This is a genomic window from Kitasatospora sp. NPDC042419, from assembly GCF_056437345.1.
Map to the genome: position 1 here is coordinate 19,876 of NZ_JBWKAW010000001.1, position 15,546 is coordinate 35,421.

At 74.0% G+C, this 15,546-nt stretch carries 16 protein-coding genes and 2 pseudogenes; 14 read left to right on the forward strand and 4 right to left on the reverse strand.

Annotation, left to right across the window (positions count from 1 at the left end; all coding sequences use genetic code 11):
- Window positions 1–98: 98 nt before the first annotated feature.
- The 7 genes from AC067J_RS00105 to AC067J_RS00135 all read left to right on the forward strand — a co-directional run bounded on the left by AC067J_RS00105 (window position 99) and on the right by AC067J_RS00135 (window position 5,548).
- Complete coding sequence (locus AC067J_RS00105) at window positions 99–443, forward strand: ArsR/SmtB family transcription factor (RefSeq protein WP_478295662.1); 345 nt, start codon at window positions 99–101, stop codon at window positions 441–443.
- A 154-nt stretch (window positions 444–597) separates the two neighbouring features.
- The gene (locus AC067J_RS00110) at window positions 598–1,362 is read left to right on the forward strand and encodes a tyrosine-protein phosphatase (protein WP_478295663.1); all 765 of its coding nucleotides are present in this window, start codon (window positions 598–600) and stop codon (window positions 1,360–1,362) included.
- A 327-nt stretch (window positions 1,363–1,689) separates the two neighbouring features.
- Window positions 1,690–2,091, forward strand: a complete 402-nt coding sequence (locus AC067J_RS00115; RefSeq protein WP_478295664.1) for a hypothetical protein — start codon at window positions 1,690–1,692, stop codon at window positions 2,089–2,091.
- A gap of 224 nt (window positions 2,092–2,315) precedes the next feature.
- Window positions 2,316–3,182, forward strand: coding sequence for an ATP-binding cassette domain-containing protein (locus AC067J_RS00120; RefSeq protein WP_478295665.1), 867 nt, complete (start codon window positions 2,316–2,318; stop codon window positions 3,180–3,182).
- A gap of 1 nt (window position 3,183) precedes the next feature.
- Window positions 3,184–4,527 (forward strand): DUF7224 domain-containing protein, encoded by a 1,344-nt coding sequence (locus tag AC067J_RS00125; RefSeq protein WP_478295666.1) that lies wholly within the window; start codon window positions 3,184–3,186, stop codon window positions 4,525–4,527.
- Entirely contained in the window at window positions 4,524–5,129 is a 606-nt protein-coding gene (locus AC067J_RS00130) for a hypothetical protein (protein WP_478295667.1), read from the forward strand. Before AC067J_RS00125 ends, AC067J_RS00130 begins: the two co-directional genes overlap by 4 nt.
- A 128-nt stretch (window positions 5,130–5,257) precedes the next feature.
- Entirely contained in the window at window positions 5,258–5,548 is a 291-nt protein-coding gene (locus tag AC067J_RS00135; RefSeq protein ID WP_478295668.1) for a hypothetical protein, read from the forward strand.
- A 512-nt stretch (window positions 5,549–6,060) separates the two neighbouring features.
- Here the strand turns inward: AC067J_RS00135 and AC067J_RS00140 are convergent.
- Window positions 6,061–6,891, reverse strand: a pseudogene (locus AC067J_RS00140) (pentapeptide repeat-containing protein); the annotation flags it as partial.
- A gap of 272 nt (window positions 6,892–7,163) precedes the next feature.
- On the opposite strand from AC067J_RS00140, the gene AC067J_RS00145 reads away from it, so the two are divergent.
- Window positions 7,164–8,792, forward strand: coding sequence for a DUF2079 domain-containing protein (locus AC067J_RS00145; protein ID WP_478295669.1), 1,629 nt, complete (start codon window positions 7,164–7,166; stop codon window positions 8,790–8,792).
- A 102-nt stretch (window positions 8,793–8,894) separates the two neighbouring features.
- On the forward strand, window positions 8,895–9,413 hold the full coding sequence (locus AC067J_RS00150; protein ID WP_478295670.1) for a MarR family winged helix-turn-helix transcriptional regulator: 519 nt from the start codon (window positions 8,895–8,897) through the stop codon (window positions 9,411–9,413).
- A gap of 398 nt (window positions 9,414–9,811) precedes the next feature.
- On the opposite strand, the gene AC067J_RS00155 is transcribed toward AC067J_RS00150, so the two are convergent.
- Window positions 9,812–10,546, reverse strand: a complete 735-nt coding sequence (locus AC067J_RS00155; RefSeq protein WP_478296336.1) for an SGNH/GDSL hydrolase family protein — start codon at window positions 10,544–10,546, stop codon at window positions 9,812–9,814.
- An 813-nt stretch (window positions 10,547–11,359) separates the two neighbouring features.
- A pseudogene (locus AC067J_RS00160) lies at window positions 11,360–11,710 on the reverse strand (winged helix-turn-helix transcriptional regulator); the annotation flags it as partial.
- A 97-nt stretch (window positions 11,711–11,807) separates the two neighbouring features.
- Between AC067J_RS00160 and AC067J_RS00165 the strand changes: the two are divergent.
- The 4 genes from AC067J_RS00165 (at window position 11,808) to AC067J_RS00180 (ending at window position 14,348) form a co-directional block, all read left to right on the forward strand.
- Window positions 11,808–13,022 carry a pyridoxal phosphate-dependent aminotransferase gene (locus AC067J_RS00165; RefSeq protein ID WP_478295671.1) on the forward strand — a complete coding sequence of 405 codons (1,215 nt, stop codon included), beginning with the start codon at window positions 11,808–11,810 and terminating at the stop codon, window positions 13,020–13,022.
- Window positions 13,023–13,213: 191 nt separating this feature from the next.
- Entirely contained in the window at window positions 13,214–13,438 is a 225-nt protein-coding gene (locus tag AC067J_RS00170) for a type II toxin-antitoxin system VapB family antitoxin (RefSeq protein ID WP_478295672.1), read from the forward strand.
- 3 nt (window positions 13,439–13,441) lie between these two features.
- Window positions 13,442–13,867, forward strand: a complete 426-nt coding sequence (locus tag AC067J_RS00175) for a PIN domain-containing protein (RefSeq protein WP_478295673.1) — start codon at window positions 13,442–13,444, stop codon at window positions 13,865–13,867.
- A gap of 148 nt (window positions 13,868–14,015) precedes the next feature.
- Window positions 14,016–14,348: a YnfA family protein gene (locus AC067J_RS00180; RefSeq protein WP_478295674.1), complete on the forward strand. Its 333-nt coding sequence runs from the start codon at window positions 14,016–14,018 to the stop codon at window positions 14,346–14,348.
- Here the strand turns inward: AC067J_RS00180 and AC067J_RS00185 are convergent.
- Window positions 14,279–14,707, reverse strand: a complete 429-nt coding sequence (locus AC067J_RS00185; protein WP_478295675.1) for a hypothetical protein — start codon at window positions 14,705–14,707, stop codon at window positions 14,279–14,281. The two genes, AC067J_RS00180 and AC067J_RS00185, sit on opposite strands and share 70 nt — an antisense overlap.
- Window positions 14,708–14,862: 155 nt before the next feature.
- On the opposite strand from AC067J_RS00185, the gene AC067J_RS00190 reads away from it, so the two are divergent.
- A complete protein-coding gene (locus tag AC067J_RS00190) occupies window positions 14,863–15,522 on the forward strand; it encodes a ThuA domain-containing protein (protein WP_478295676.1) in 660 nt (219 codons plus the stop codon).
- The last annotated feature ends 24 nt before the right edge of the window (window positions 15,523–15,546 follow it).

A 15,546-nucleotide genomic window follows, 5' to 3' on the forward strand; every position in this document is an offset into this window, starting at 1 on the left:
CAAAGTACGGTGCCTGTCAAACTTCGACGATCGTCGTACTTTGACCCCCGTCGTACTTCGACGGCTGTCGTACGATGACCGCGGGAGGTCCACCACCGATGACACGAGAAGCACCGCGCGGCACCACCCGGGACCGCGTCCCGCCCCACCCCGACATCCGCACGATCACGCTCCAGCAGGTGCTGGAGGCGCTCGTCGACCCGGTCCGGCGCCACATCGTCCGCGAGCTGCACGCGGCCGGCGAGGACCTCGCCTGCGGGGTGATCGAGCTGCCGGTCAGCAAGTCGACGGCCACCCACCACTTCCACGTGCTGCGCGAGGCCGGGCTCATCCGCCAGCACTACGTGGGGACTTCGCGTCTGAACGCGCTGCGCCGGGAGGAGTTCGACGAGGCCTTCCCGGGGCTGCTCCACGCGGTCGTCGCGGCACCCGAGGCCCACTGAGCGGAGCCCCCGGCGGCCGGTGACCGCCCTGCGGCGCGAGCGGCAGGGCGAGGGCGGCGCGCCCAGGGGGACGGGGAGGCGTGGGCCCCGGGGGCGCGGGAGGCACGGGGCCGACGCCGGGAACGGCGTTCGAGGCACCCGGTAGGGTGCGGACATGACACGCCATATCACTTTCGAAGGCCCGATCAACTTCCGTGACCTGGGCGGCTACCCGACCGCCGACGGCCGGTCCGTCCGCCGGGGGCGGCTCTACCGCTCCGCCTCGCTCGGGACGCTCACCTCCCCCGCCGACCTCGACCGGTTCCGGGCGCTGGACATCGGAACCGTGATCGACCTCCGCTACCCATGGGAGATCGAACGCCGGGGGCGGGTGCCGGAGCTGGACGGGGTCGCGTACCACAACCTCTCGATCGAGCACCGCCCTTACGACCAGGCCGAGATCGACCCGGGCGTGGACCCGTGGCGGTACCTGGCCGACCGGTTCGCCGAGGTCGCCGACGACGGGGCGGCGGAGATCCGGGAGGTGCTGGAGGTGATCGCCACGGCCGACCGGCCGGTGGTGTTCCACTGCGCCTCCGGCAAGGACCGCACCGGACTGATAGGCGCGCTGGTGCTGACCCTGCTCGGGGTCGGCGAGGACGACGTCGCCGCGGACTTCGCGCTCACCGAACTGGTGACCGCCCGGCTGGTGGCCGACTGGCGGGCCGCCAACCCGGGGCGCACGCTGCGCTGGCCGGCGTTCGGGCGCGCGCCGGAGGAGGTGATCCGGCTCGTGCTCGCCGACCTGACCGCCGCCCACGGATCGGTGCACGCCTATGCCACCGGCAAGGTCGGGCTCGACGAGGCGCTGATCGGCGAACTGCGCGCACGACTGCTCGCCGACCGGCCGGCCGACAGCGAGAACCAGCCAGGCCATTGATGGAATGACCATCACATAGAAGAGAAATCAATCGGCCCATCGCTCAAAAAGAGACAAGGCGGATCGATATTCACCAGGGCAACACCGCCCCAAGAATATTTCGGTGAATATCGATCACGCTCTTGCCAATCCCCCGCCCTTCGGCCTCACGCGTTTGAATGGCCGAAAAAAATGGTGCTGGCCACCTGTTCGTGCACGCTAATGTCATTCCCGCGGCGGCTCGGCCGATCGGGTGACCGTGACCGTTCCGGTCGAACCTCCGCTCGTTTCTTTTTGCCTGCATGACGCCGCCCGCGCGGCGGCGTCACCGAAAAGATCGGACGGAACATGCACGCAGAGAACCGCTCGCTCCTGCGCGGCGTTCTGGTGGCCGCCGCCCTGCTCGGGTTCGCCGGGGCCACGCCGGCCCTCGCCGAGGGCTCCTGGAGTTCGCACATCGGCAACTGGGGGCCCGGGTCGGAGTCCCGCCGCTGGGCGGACAGCGACCGCGACGACACCGTCACCACCGTCACCCTCCAGGGCTGCAACACCGACACCAACGACTTCAAGAACGCCGACCTCGCACTCTTCAAGGACGTGTTCGGCCCGGACAGGTCCTACGGCTACCGGCTCAACCACTGCGACACCTCCGCCTGGGGCGACCAGAGCGCCGGCGACTACTACTTCGCCCTGGAGGGCGTGCGCGGCGGCGGAAAGCTCTGGGTGGACACCGTGAGCACCAGGTACTGAACACCGACCGCCGGACTCCGACGGATTCCACGCACCGAACTTCACACACCGGACCCCACACACCGGACCCCACACACCGGACTCCACGCACCGGACTCCACGCACCGGACCCTTCCGATCCGACGACGTGCCGACGTGCCGAGGCGTGCCGACGGATGCCCCCGTCCGCCGGCACGCGCGGAAACGACGGCCCCATTCCCCGAGCGAAATGCGTCGACCCCGCCATGGCCCTTGAATTCCACCGCATCGAGTACCAGTACAACCGCAGGGCGAGCCTCTTCACCGGCCTCGACCTGAGGATCGACAACCCGGCCACCGTCCTGCTCGGCCCCAACGGCGCCGGGAAGTCCACCCTGCTGGCCCTCGCCGCCTCCCAGCTGGCCCCGCACCGGGGATCCGTCAGCTGGCACGGCGTCAACCCGGCGACCGGCGGCGGCGACCGGGCCGCCTACCGGCGCGCGGTCGCCTGGCTGCCCCAGCAGGTCACCCCGGTCCCGGGGCTCAGCGTGCGCGAGCAGGTCGCGTACAGCGGCTGGCTGAAGGGCATGTCGCGCACCGCCGCCTGGAAGGCCTCGGCCGGCGCGCTGGCCCGGGTCGGACTGGACCGGCTCGCCGACCGGGCCGGCCACCAGCTCTCCGGCGGCCAGCTCCGCCGGCTGGGCATCGCCGGCTGCCTGGCCCACCACAGCGAGCTGATCCTGATGGACGAGCCCACCGCCGGGCTCGACCCGGCCCAGCGGGCGGTGTTCCGCTCCCTGGTCGAGGAGTTGACCGAGGACGTCAGCGTGGTCGTCTCCACCCACCAGACCGAGGACCTCGCCGAGACCTACCGGCACGTGGTGGTGCTGGACCGGGGCCGGATCCGGTTCCAGGGCAGCACCGCGGCCTTCCACGCGCTGGCGGACGGCGCGGCCGTCGGCGCCACCGGTGGCGGCCCGCCCCGCAGCGACACCGGCACCGGCACCGGCATCGGCAGCGACACCGGCACCGGCACCATGGCCGGGCCCGCGGCCCCCGGCCCGGCGGTACCCGGCCCCGACACCCCGAGCGCCGAGGCCGCGTACGCCCGCCTGATCGAACGGGAGACGTGACATGCTGCTGCGCACCGTCCTCCGGGTCTCGGCCGGCACCCGCGTGCTGCCGTTCCTGCTCGGCTTCGTGCTGGTCGCGCTCGGCGACGACCTGACCTCCTGGGTCACCCCGGCCTACGGGCTCGCCGCCGCCGGACACGCCAGCCTCGCACTGCCGTTCGCCGGTGCCGCCTGCGCGGCCGCCGGAGCCTGGGAGGGCGGACGGCTGCACCGCGGCCGGGTCTTCGACCGCTCTCCGGTCCGGTCCCCGCTGACCATCACCGCACCGGCGCTCCTGCCCGTCGCGGTGATGGGCGGGCTCGGCATGGCGGCCGCGCTCGGCACCGCCGCGGTGGCGGGCGGCACGGCGGCCGGGGTGCAGCCGGGCGTGCTCGCCGTCTGGGCCGGGCTGCTGCTCGCCGACACCCTGGTCGGCTCGATCGTCGGACGGGTCCTGGCACCGGTGGTCGCCGTCCCGCTCGCACTGGTCGGCTGCTTCGTCCTGAACGCCTACCCGGCCTCGTTCGACACGTACTGGCCGCGGCACCTGGTCGGCGGCGGGCTCGCCGACTGCTGCGCGGTGGACCAGGTCCTGGACGGTCGGGCGGTGGCGTGTTCGCTGGTGTTCTCGACCGCGGTCTGCGCGGGCGCCGTCCTGCTGATCCGGTACCGGGGCGCGCCGCTCGCCCTCGCCGCCGCGCTGGCGGTGACGGCGGGCGGGACCGGGCTCGCCGCGTACACCGCCCGCGACCTCGGACCGGAGCCGGTCCGGACCAGGTCCGCCGGTGCCCTGGTCTGCGACCGCGAACGGCCGCGCGTCTGCCTCTGGCCGGAACTGGGCGCCGCACGATCGGCCCTGGTCCGTGCCGAGACCCGGCGGGTCGCCGACACCCTGGCCGGGCACGGCGTGCCGGTACCGGAGGTGTTCACCATGGCCGCCCGGCCCGGGCCCGGCGAGGCCGAGCTCGGCGTCCCGACCGACGCCCGGGTGCGGGACGTCGCACCCGCGGTGGTCAGCGGCCTGCTCCCCCGGGCCCCGGACTGTGCCAGGCGCGGCGACCCGTACCCGGCGGGTGCGGCGGCGGGCACGGCCGCCGCCTGGCTCACCGCGCGGGCGGTCCCGGACGGGGCCACGGTGCCACCGTCCGCCCGCGGACGGTTCGGCGAGGCGGACGCCGCCCGCGCCGAACAGCTGCTGCGACTGCCACCGGGCGCCCAACTCGACTGGTACCGGCGGGCGGTGGAGGCGCTCGGACGGTGCGGCACACCGCCGCCGGCCGCCGGACCGGCAGCCGCACCGGGTGAGCCTGGTGAACCGGGCGGACCGGACGGGCCGGGGACCGCCGGGGCGGGTGGTGTCCGGTGATCTGGTGGTGCAAGGCCCGCGCGGTGCCGGCCGTCGCGGTCGCACTCGCCGCGACGTTCGCCCTCGGCCTGCTGCTCGGGGACGGCGAACTGCCGGTGCCCGTGCTGCGCGGCCAGGCCGGGCACTTCCTGGTCGCGCACGTGATCACCCTGTTCCCGGCGGTCCTCCTGCTGCACGGGCTGGGCCGGGGAGACCTGCGGACCGAGGCCGTCGCCGGGAGGTTCCTGCGCGGCCTGGACGTCGCCCTCGCCCTCGCCGTCGCGGCCACCGGCGCGGTGGCCGGCGGCCTCGCCCACGCGGCCGGGCAGGGCGGCCTCCCCCTCGTCCTCGCCCGCGACGTCGCCGGCTACCTGGGCCTGGCGCTGCTGCTCCACCCGCTGGTGGGCCACCGCCCGGCCGCCGCGGCACTGGCCGTGGTCCCGCTGCTCTGCTCGGCGACCGGCTGGTGTCCGGACGGCAGCCCCGAACCCTGGGCCTGGCCGCTCCACCCGGCCGACTCGGCGTACGCGCTCGCCGGGGTCGCGCTCACCGTGCTCGCCGGTTCGGCCTGCGCACTGCTCCGCAGGCGTCCGGCGGCCGCCCTGCGGATGTCGGCGGCCTGACCGACTCGCCGAACCGTCCCCGTTCGAGTGACACCGCGCCACTCGCCGTCGGATCGCATGCAGACTGCCCGCCGGGGCGGCCACCCGCCCCACCATCCGCACCACCCGCCGAACCGGAGACACCACCCATGCGACGTCTCACCACCGCCTGCGCCGCGCTCGCCGCGGCCGGAGCGCTCGCCCTCGCCCTGCCCGCCACCGCCTTCGCCGCCAACGGCGTGCTCACCGTCGGCAGCCACCGCTACGAGAACCCGAGCGGCTGCTACAACGGGGACTTCTGGCCCCTCGCGGTGAGCAACCACACCGACAGGCTCGTCCGCGTCTACACCCAGCAGAACTGCGAAGGCCAGGTGATCGCCCTCCTCGCGCCCGGCAGCGAGGGCCTGTACGAGTTCGGCGCGAGCGTGGACGTGCGCTGACCCACCAGGCCGCGCGAGTCCTCCGCGGCCACCGCCTGCACAGGAAGTCGGACCGGCCGACTTCCTGCGCAGGCGGATGTCACCGCCCCGAGCCGAGAGCGGAGCAGGGGCGGCGGCGGGCCGGCCCACCGCGCCCGCACCGGGGTGGGCGGCACGTCCGGAAAGGCGCCCGGAAGGGCGCCCGGCCAGGAGTCCGGCCGGGCCTCCGACGATCCGACGGGGCCTCAGCGGGGGCGCGACCCGCCCTGCCGTCCACCACCGCCGCCACCGCCCCGACGCCCACCACCCTGACCGGTCTGATTGCCCTGGCCGCTGCGTCCCTGACCGCCCTGAGCCTGACCGCCCTGGCCCTGACCGCTCCGGCCTTGCTCCTTGCCCTTGCCCTGGCTCCGGCCCTGGCCCTGGCCTTGTCCCTGCCCGCCCTGACGCCGGCCGCCGTCACGCTGCCCGCCGGGCTGCGCCCCGCGGCCGCCACCGCCTCGCCCGGCCGGTCCGGCGGGAGCCGTCTCCGGCCAGTGCCCCGGGCGCTTCAGCGCCTCCGGCAGACGGGTCGTCGCGTCACCGCGCGCCGCGTTGAGCTGGGCCTGGGTGAGGAAGAGCACGTCGGTGAGATCGGCACCGGCCAGATCGGCGTCCCGCAGGTCCGCGCCGATCAGGTCGGCGAGCCGCAGGTCCGCGCCGGACAGGTCGGCCGCGACCAGCAGCGCCCCGCGCAGATTGGCCCCGCGCAGGTCCGCACCGCGCAGGCGGGCACCGAACAGGTCCGCGCCCCGGTGCTCGCGACGGCGCGGGACGGCGGCCCGGACCAGCTCGCTCGCCTTCAGCAGCAGCTCGGCCACGCTCTGCCGGTGCGCGGGCACGTCGACCGCGAGGATCTCCTCGGGCGTGCCGCCGGCGAGCCGGCCGGTCTCCTCCAGCGCCGCGCGCAGTTCGGCGTGGACCGGGCGGGCGGGGGCGAAGGCGAGCGCCTCGGTGAGGTACCAGAGCAGCTCGTGCAGCTGCCGCACCACCGGGAACACCTCGAACATCCGCCCGCCGGTCTCCGGAGCCTCCCGCCAGCTGCGCCCGCCGAAGGTGACCTGCGACACGTGCTGGCCCGCTCCGAAGCAGTCGTAGACCGTGCAGCCGGGGAAGCCGGTGTCGCGCAGCCGCTCGTGGATGCCGCAGGTGAAGTCGGTCTGCAGGTTGCGGCACGGGCTGCCGGCGGACTTGTTCACGGCGAAGTCGGTGCCGGCGGCGAACGGCAGCGCGACGCAGCACAGCCCGAAGCAGCTCCCGCAGTCGGAGACGAGGTCGAGGCTCGGGATGGTCACGGTGCTGTCGTTCCTCCGGTCGGGTGCGATGGGTGCGCTGTAGAGCGTACCGACAGGCCCGAACGGCGGTCGGTTAGTGTGGTCGGCCGGTGTCGGTTCGGCCAGGACGAGACGGTCAGGGCGGAAGGACGGCGGAAGCAGGACGGAACCGACGCGGATCCGGACGGCTCCGCGGACGCCGGACAGGGGAAAGGCAGCACCGCGCAGCACGGCACCGCCGCGCACCGCGCAGCGCGCTGCAGTGCACCCGGCACGGCGCAGCACAGCACTTCGAGCAGCACAGCACAGTGGAGGAACCAGGCATGTCCCGGCACGACGTGGCGCCGTACCCGGACACCGACGGAACCGGGGGCGCCGTAGCCACCGGGGCCACCAGCCGGACCTCCGCCCTCCGCCTCCCCCCGCGCGCCCGCACGATCGCGTTCACCGTGCTCTGCTTCGCCGTCTGCCTGGCCATCGGCGCCCAGCAGTGGACCACCGCCCAGCTGGGCGGCTTCGACCTCGGCATCTTCGACCAGGGCGTGCGCGGCTACGCGCACCTCGGGCTGCCGGTGTCGACGCTGAAGAGCTACCACCACGAGTTCCCGCCCGGCTTCTCGCTCCTCGGCGACCACTTCTCCCCGGTGATCGCCCTGATGGCGCCGCTCTACTGGCTCTGGGACGACCCGCGCTCCCTCCTCCTCGGCCAGGCGCTCTGCTTCGCGGCCGGTGTGCCGCTGATCCGCCGGGTCGCCGACCACTGCTTCGCCGCTGCCGACCCGCGCACCGCCCGCCGTGCCGCCGACCTGGCCGCGCTCGCGTACGGGCTGGGCTGGCCGCTGCTGGTGGCCTCGCGCGGCGGCTTCCACGAGGTGGCCTTCGCGGTGCCGCTCACCCTGCTGACGCTGGAGCGCGGGCTGGCCCGCCGCTACGGCACCGCCGCACTCGCCGCGCTGCTGCTCTGCTGCACCAAGGAGGACATGGGGCTGGCGGTCGGCGCGTACGGGCTGGTGCTGCCGCTGCGGGCCCGCCGGGACGCGGACCCCGCGAGGCGCCGGCAGACCGTCCGCTGGGGCGCCGGCCTGCTGGTCGGCGGACCGCTCGCCTCGGCCGTCGCGATCGCCTGGCTGGTCCCGGCGATGGGCGGGGTGCCCGGCTACTACTGGAACTACCAGGCGCTCGGCGAGGACGGCGGCTCGGCCGTGGCCAACGTGCTGTCCGACCCGACCCGGCTCGTCTCCGCCTTCGTCGACGCGCCGCTGAAGCCGCTGCTGCTGCTCTGGATCTTCGGCACGCTGTTCCTCCTCCCGCTGCGCTCGGCGACGATCCTGTGCGCCCTGCCGCTGCTCGCCGAGCGGGTGCTGTCCAGCAACCCGAACCACTGGTCGATCGCCCGGCACTACGACGCGTTCCTCTGGCCGATCCTGCTGGTCGCCGCCCTGGAGGTGCTGGGCCGCCACCACGACCGGGTCCTGACCCGGCGCCTCGGCGTGGCGGCCGCGGCCGTCACCGTCGCGGTGGCGCTGCCGCTCGGGGTCGCGAACCTGTTCGTGCCCGCCTACTGGCAGCCGAAGGCGAGCGAGGCCGCGCTGCTGCGCGGTGCCGAACGGATCCCGGACGGTGCCTCCGTCGAGGCCGACAACCAGGCCGCGCCCCGGCTGACGGCCCGGACCGACGTGGTCCTGGTGGACGAGAAGCCGCGCGGGCGCGAGTACGTGCTGATCCGCGCCGACAAGCGGTCCTTCCCGTTCCGGACCGACCGCGAGCAGGCGGCCAGGATCGAGCTGCTGCTGGCGCACGGCTACCGGACGCTCTGGTCGGAGGACGGTGTCGTCCTGCTGCACCGCGAGGGCACCGAGCCGATCCCCGGCGAGCACGTGCCCGGCCCGGACAGCACCCCGTACCAGGACGAGGTGCCGTCAGACGTCGGCCACAACCTCTTCCGGGGCTGACCGGACCGGGCGGACCGAACGGACCGACCGGACCGGGCGCATCACCCCGGCACCCGGGGGCCGAGGGCCGGGGGCCCGGCGGTGGCTTGTAGCGTCGTGATCATGGAACAGCCGCCCGGAACCACCACCGAGACGCTCATCGACCGGACGCCGACCGACCAGGCTCCGGCCGATCCGGCCGCCTCCGACGACGCGCTGGCCACCCAGCCCGTCGGCTACTGGAGCGGCCTGGCCCACGCGGCCGTCACCCGGCACCTCCGCGACGCCATGGCCAGGATCGACGTCACCCAGCCCCAGTACTGGGTGCTCAACCGCGTGAACGGTGGGCCTGGGGCGCCGAGCCGCGAGGAGGTCGTCGCCCAGCTGTCGCCGCTCGCGGACGGGCCGCACGAGATCGGCCGGGTCGTCGACCAGCTGCTCCACCGCGGCTGGCTCCGCGCCGACGCCGGGCGGCTCCTGCACCTCACCGACGCCGGGGAGGCCGCCCGACTGAGGCTGCGCGAGCTGGTGACCGAGCTGCGCGCCGTGGTCCACCAGGGCATCGACGACGAGGAGTACGCCGCCGCCCTCCGGGTGCTGCGCCGGATGATCGCCAACGTCGAGGGAGCCGAGCAGCCCTGAGAAGTCTTTGCAAAGTCCCACTTTGCAAAGTCCCACCGGGTCCGCGACACCGGGAATCCTCCCCCAGCCTCCGGCCGGGAGGTACCCCCACCCCAGCCTCCCGGCCGGGAGGTACCCCCACCCCAGCCTCCGGCCGGGAGGTACCCCACCACCGCAGCGTCCACCGGGAGGTACTCCCACCGCCGTGGCCTCCCACCAGGAGGTATCCCCACCACCCCGGTCTCCCATCAGGAGGTATCCCCACCACCCCGACCTCCCACCAGGAGGTACCCCCACCGCCGGAACCTCCCGCCGGGCGGTGCCCCACCGCCCCAGCCTGGTCCGACGGGACTTTGCAAAGACACCCTGCGGCTGGCCTGACGTCCGTCCCACACCTGCCGACTGCCGCCTGACGGCTGCTACGCCTCGCACTCCTCGAACGGCAGCAGCTCCGGGCGCTTCGGCGGGCGGCCGTCGCCGGAGGAGCGGCCGGTGAGCCGGCGGCCGACCCACGGGCCCAGGTGGGTCCGGGCCCAGCGGGCGTCGGCGGCCAGCTTCTCGGTGCGGCGCGGCGGGGCGGCGGGCGGCAGCGGAGCGCGCCAGTCGAAGGCCGCGGGGCGGCCGAGCGCCTCCAGCACGGCCTCGGCGACCCGGCGGTGACCCTCCGGCGACAGGTGCAGCCGGTCCTCGGCCCAGAGCCGGCGGTCGTCGAAGCAGGGCGCGGAGAAGAGGTCGACCACGGCGATGCCCGGGTCCTGGGCGAGCTCGTGGACGAAGCCCTTCATCCGCAGGATGGCCGGGAGCAGCCGGGCCGAGCCGGCCATCCGCCGGGTCGGGTCGGTGCTGGTGAACATGACCACGGTGGCGCCGGTGGCGCGCAGCACGGTGGCGGAGCGGCCGAGGAGTTCCTCGACGCGGGCGACGTCGCAGCGCGGCCTCAGCACATCGTTGAGGCCGCCGGCGAGGGTGACCAGTTCGGCGCCCATCGCGGCGGCGGTGCCGAGCTGCTCGTCGTGGATCTGGCCGATGAGCTTGCCGCGGACGGCGAGGTTGGCGTAGCGGAAGCCGCCGGCCGGGCGCTCGGCGGCGAGGCGGTCGGCGAGGCGATCCGCCCAGCCGCGGTAGTGACCGTCGGGAAGCAGCTCGTCGCACATGCCCTCGGTGAAGGAGTCTCCGACGGCGACGTAACTGCTGTAGGTGGTGGGCGCGTGGCGCACGGCGTTCTCCGCAGTCTTCTCGATGGCCCGACGATCGTACGCGCAGCGCCGTTGGCCCTTCCGGCGGCACCCCCGCCCCATCGCTCGGCCGGGGCGGGCGACAAGCGGATGCCGATCCGCCGTTTATCGCCGCCCGGCAGAGTGGTGCAGGTCGGGAGGGACGGCCGCGAGCAGTGCGGGCCGTCTGCGCGGATCGACGGCCGGTATCGGGGGATCCGGACGCGGCGGCGACTCCCGGCACCACCGGGCCGCGGGTGCGGCGCCTCCCACACGGGCGCCCCCGCGGCCGGGTCGCGTTCGCCAGACATCCGGCGCGGCACGGCGCGGCACGGCACACCCAACCCGCCCGGCCCGGATCACGGGACGCCCCGCACGCACACGGCACGCATCCGCATCCACCCGGACAGGCCGTCAGGCCGTCAGGCCGTCACCGGACGGACGCTGGGTGTGTCTTGTGGATCAGGTCGGACGAGCCCGCGGCGTCTGGGTGCGTGCATCGCAAGGCGGAGGATGGGGGCGCCTACCGGCCGAAGGCTGGGGCCATCGGCGACCGACGGCAACGCGGCGTGGGGGTACCTCCCGGCCGAAGGCTGGGGGACTGCGCACCCAGACGCCGCGGACCCGGACTGATCCACAGGACGCGCCCTAGCCCGCGAGCACCGCGTCGTCCGCCGGCTCTCCCACCGCGCCCCCGGGGCTTCCGGGGCTCTCCGGGCTCCCGCCCGCCTCCCCGCCCGCCGTCCCGGTGACCCAGTGCGAGCGCACCGCGTCGGTCGGCCGCTGCTCGCCGAGCGCCGGGAGGCCCCAGGTGCCGAGCGCGTCGACGACCGGGCGGAGGGCGGCCCCGCGGTCGGTCAGCTCGTAGACGGTGGCGTTGGCCGGCCGCTCCAGCCGCCGCCGTTCCACCAGCCCCTCGCCCTCCAGCTGCTTGAGGCGCGCGGCGAGGATGTCGGTGGAGACGCCGGGCAGGTCGGCGTGCAGGTCGGTGTAGCGGCGCGGGCCGGCGAGGAGTTCACGGACGATCAGGAGGCTCCAGCGCTCCCCCACCGCGTCCAGGGCGCGGGCGACGGCGCAGTACTGGTCGTAGCTTCGGCGTGACATGTGGATCAGCATAGCCAAAAGGTTGGACTTTCCAAGTGCTTACTTGGTAGAACAAAGCGACCAGGATCGATGCGGTGTGACGGTCGGGAGGCCGCAGATGGAGTTTCGTCAGTCCAGCAAGCTGAATGACGTGTGCTACGAGATCCGCGGCCCGGTGGTCGACCAGGCCAACGCGCTGGAGGAGGCCGGGCACAGCGTGCTCCGGCTGAACACCGGCAACCCGGCCACGTTCGGCTTCGAGGCGCCCGAGGAGATCATCCAGGACATCATCCGCAATCTCCCCAACGCCCACGGCTACAGCGACTCGCGCGGCATCCTGCCCGCCCGGCGCGCCGTCGTGCAGTACTACCAGCAGCGCGGCGTCAGCGGCGTCACCGTCAACGACGTCTACCTCGGCAACGGCGTCTCCGAGCTGATCCAGATGGCCGTCACCGCGCTGGTGGACGACGGCGACGAGGTGCTCGTCCCGATGCCGGACTACCCGCTCTGGACCGCCGTGATCCGACTGGCCGGCGGCAAGGCGGTGCACTACGTCTGCGACGAGGAGGCGGAGTGGTACCCCGACCTCGACGACATCGCCTCCAAGATCACCGCCCGCACCAAGGCGATCGTCGTCATCAACCCCAACAACCCCACCGGCGCCGTCTACCCGAAGGAACTGCTGGAGGGCATCCTCGACCTCGCCCGCCGGCACCACCTGATGGTCCTCGCCGACGAGATCTACGACAAGATCCTCTACGACGGCACCGAGCACCACTGCCTGGCCGCGCTCGCCGACGACGTCCTCACCCTCACCTTCAACGGCCTCTCCAAGTCCTACCGGGTGGCCGGCTTCCGCAGCGGCTGGCTGGTCGTCTCCGGGCCCAAGCAGCACGCGTCCGACTACCTGGAGGGCCTCACCATGCTCTCCGGCATGCGGCTCTGCCCCAACGTCCCGGCCCAGTACGCCGTCCAGGCCGCACTCGGCGGCCACCAGTCCATCAACGACCTGGTCCTGCCCACCGGCCGCCTCGCCGAGCAGCGCGACGTCGCCCACCGGGCGCTCAACGAGATCCCCGGCGTCAGCTGCGTCCGCCCCAAGGGCGCGCTGTACGCCTTCGCCAAGCTGGACCCCGCCGTCCACCGGATCGTCGACGACGAGCGCTTCGTCCTGGACCTGCTGCTCCGCGAGAAGATCCACGTCGTCCAGGGCACCGGCTTCAACTGGCCCCGCCCCGACCACTTCCGCTTCGTCACCCTCCCCCGGGCCGACGACCTGGAGACCGCGATCAACCGGATCGGCCGCTTCCTGGCCACCTACCGGCAGGTCTAGGCCCTCTCTTTCGAATCTCGCCGGGCCGCCACCGCCCGGGCCGGAGCCCCGCCACCGGCCCGGCCCCGGTGCGGCGCGCCAACTCTGCTCCGCTCTGCTCAATCGGGACATTTCTTCTTGTGAGGGCCCAGCCCCGCCACTGCCGTGGATGATGTGGACAGGTCTGCCACGCCATCAACGAAGGGGGAAAGATGAGCATGACCAACGTCGACGTCGACGACGTGATCCTCGCGGAGGCGATGCGCTTGATGGGGACCAGCACGAAGAAGGACACCATCAACGGAGCCCTCGCCGACTACGTCAACCGGCTGAAGCGGCTGGGGGCTCTGGAGAGACTGTCCGCGCGCACGTCCCGCGGGGAGTTCGACCCGACGGAGAGGATCCATCGGGCCCGGAAGGCGGGTCGGGAGGACTGACCCATGCCCGAACTGGGCTACCTGATCGACACCTCGGGGTTCGTGCACCTGATGCGTGAACCCGCGGCGCTGAACCAGTGGAAGGCCCCGCTGGAGTCCGGACTCCTCAGAATCGCCAAGGTGACCAAGGCCGAGATCCTCTTCTCCGCGACCGGCCCGGCTCACCGCGACGAGTTGGAGGAAGAGCTGGACGACTTGTTCGGCCCGGCGCTCGGACTCCCCACGGGCGGCGAGGACTGGGCTCTGAACGCGCGGTACAAGCTCACGCAGAAGGGCCGGCAGCGGTCGGCCGGCGCGGTCGACCTGTTGCTCTGCTCGATCGCCGTGCACCACGACTACGCGGTGCTCCACGTGGACAACGACTTCGTCGCCGTCTCCCGGGTGATCACCGAGCTGAGGGAGCGCGACATCCGCCGGCCCCTGGGCTGACCGGCGCCGACCGCCCTGCCCCCGCAGGTCCGGGAGCGGGACGCGAGCAGGACCGGGAGCAGGACCGGGAGCAGGGCCGCGAGCAGGTCGCGAGAAGGCCCGGGAACAGGCCCGGGGGCAGGTCGGCGAGCACCTAGGCTGGGCTTCCATGACCGTTCTGCGCTCCGTCGTCCTCTTCGCCCTCGCCGCGGTCGCCGAGATCGGCGGCTGCTGGCTGATCTGGCAGAGCGTGCGCGAGGGCCGGCCGTGGTGGCTGGCCGGCCTGGGGGTCGTCGTGCTCGGCGGATACGGATTCGTCGCCGCGCTCCAGCCCGACGCGGACTTCGGGCGGGTGCTGGCCGCGTACGGCGGGGTGTTCGTGGCCGGCTCGCTGCTCTGGGGAGTGGCCGTGGACGGCTTCCGGCCCACCCGCTACGACGTGCTCGGCGCGCTGGTCTGCCTCGCCGGCGTCGCCGTGATCATGTACGGGCCCCGGCGCTGAGCACCGGGGCCCGTGGCGGCCGCCCGACGAGCGGCGGACCGAGCAGCGGACCGAGCGGCGAACCGAGCGGCCGACTGGGCGTCCGGCCCGGGCCCGAACGCCAGGTGACGGCCTATCGGGGCGACCAGCGAGCCGTCGATGCCGGCCGCCGTGCCTCCCGTCAGCAGCTGCGGGGAGGCCGGCGCGGCAGTGGCGGTGCCGCTGCCCGGGGCACCGCCCACCGCCAGCGCGCCCACCGAGACGGCGCCGGTGCGCAGCACCCGGCGGCGGGAGAACCGGGCTCGCAGGTACTCGTGCTGCTCGGCCGTGCTCATGCGGTCGGCGAGCTTCGCGGGCACGCCCATGTTCGGAGTTCCCATGGGCGGGACTCTTCCAGCGGCGCGTTGACCGCGCACGGCCACCCGTTGAACGAGCTCCGGCGCACCGGTCAGTCGGACGCCAATGTTCTGCCATGCCCCGGCAAAGGCCCCTCGGGACCGGCCGCCACCCCGCCCACCTGGCAGGATCATCCACCATGGCACGGATCCTGATCTACCGTCGCAACCTCCGCTTCCCGCACGCCTCGGCCCTGGACGGCACCCGGGCGCTGGACGAGCTCGGCGAGCGGCACGGCTTCACCGCCGACGCCACCGAGGACCCGGCCGTCTTCCGGCCCGACACCCTGCGCCGGTACGCCGCCGTGGTCTTCCTCTCCACCGGCGGCGAGGTGCTCGACGAGGCCGGACAGGACGCGCTGCGTGCCCACCTGACCGCCGGTCACGGCTGGCTGGGCGTGCACGCGGCGTCCACCACCGCGTACGCGTGGCCGTGGTTCGAGGGCCTGGTGGGTGCCCGGTTCGACCGGCACCCCCCGATCCAGACGGCGCCCGTCCGGGTCGCCGACGCCGGCCACCCGGCCACCGCCCACCTCCCGGCCCGCTGGGAGTGGACCGACGAGTGGTACGACTTCCGTTCCGACCCGCGCGAACGCGGCGCCCGCGTGCTGCTCACCGTCGACGAGGCCGACTACCGGGGCGCCGCGATGGGGCTCGCCGACCGCCACCCCGTCGCCTGGTGCGGCGAGCACGACGGCGTCCCCACCTTCTACACCTCCCTCGGCCACGCCCCCGAGGCGTACGCGGACCCGGCCTTCCGCACCCACCTGCTCGGGGGCCTGCGGCACGTCCTGGCCTGACCGGCACCTCGTGGGGCCGGGCGG

Excerpts from the sequence above, each read along its gene's own strand:
- AC067J_RS00105 (WP_478295662.1), top strand. The coding sequence starts at position 99 with ATGACACGAGAAGCACCGCGCGGCACCACCCGGGACCGCGTCCCGCCC.
- AC067J_RS00110 (WP_478295663.1), top strand. The coding sequence starts at position 598 with ATGACACGCCATATCACTTTCGAAGGCCCGATCAACTTCCGTGACCTG.
- AC067J_RS00115 (WP_478295664.1), top strand. The coding sequence starts at position 1,690 with ATGCACGCAGAGAACCGCTCGCTCCTGCGCGGCGTTCTGGTGGCCGCC.
- AC067J_RS00120 (WP_478295665.1), top strand. The coding sequence starts at position 2,316 with ATGGCCCTTGAATTCCACCGCATCGAGTACCAGTACAACCGCAGGGCG.
- AC067J_RS00125 (WP_478295666.1), top strand. The coding sequence starts at position 3,184 with ATGCTGCTGCGCACCGTCCTCCGGGTCTCGGCCGGCACCCGCGTGCTG.
- AC067J_RS00135 (WP_478295668.1), top strand. The coding sequence starts at position 5,258 with ATGCGACGTCTCACCACCGCCTGCGCCGCGCTCGCCGCGGCCGGAGCG.
- AC067J_RS00145 (WP_478295669.1), top strand. The coding sequence starts at position 7,164 with ATGTCCCGGCACGACGTGGCGCCGTACCCGGACACCGACGGAACCGGG.
- AC067J_RS00150 (WP_478295670.1), top strand. The coding sequence starts at position 8,895 with ATGGAACAGCCGCCCGGAACCACCACCGAGACGCTCATCGACCGGACG.
- AC067J_RS00155 (WP_478296336.1), bottom strand. The coding sequence starts at position 10,546 with ATGTGCGACGAGCTGCTTCCCGACGGTCACTACCGCGGCTGGGCGGAT.
- AC067J_RS00165 (WP_478295671.1), top strand. The coding sequence starts at position 11,808 with ATGGAGTTTCGTCAGTCCAGCAAGCTGAATGACGTGTGCTACGAGATC.
- AC067J_RS00170 (WP_478295672.1), top strand. The coding sequence starts at position 13,214 with ATGAGCATGACCAACGTCGACGTCGACGACGTGATCCTCGCGGAGGCG.
- AC067J_RS00175 (WP_478295673.1), top strand. The coding sequence starts at position 13,442 with ATGCCCGAACTGGGCTACCTGATCGACACCTCGGGGTTCGTGCACCTG.
- AC067J_RS00180 (WP_478295674.1), top strand. The coding sequence starts at position 14,016 with ATGACCGTTCTGCGCTCCGTCGTCCTCTTCGCCCTCGCCGCGGTCGCC.
- AC067J_RS00185 (WP_478295675.1), bottom strand. The coding sequence starts at position 14,707 with ATGGGAACTCCGAACATGGGCGTGCCCGCGAAGCTCGCCGACCGCATG.
- AC067J_RS00190 (WP_478295676.1), top strand. The coding sequence starts at position 14,863 with ATGGCACGGATCCTGATCTACCGTCGCAACCTCCGCTTCCCGCACGCC.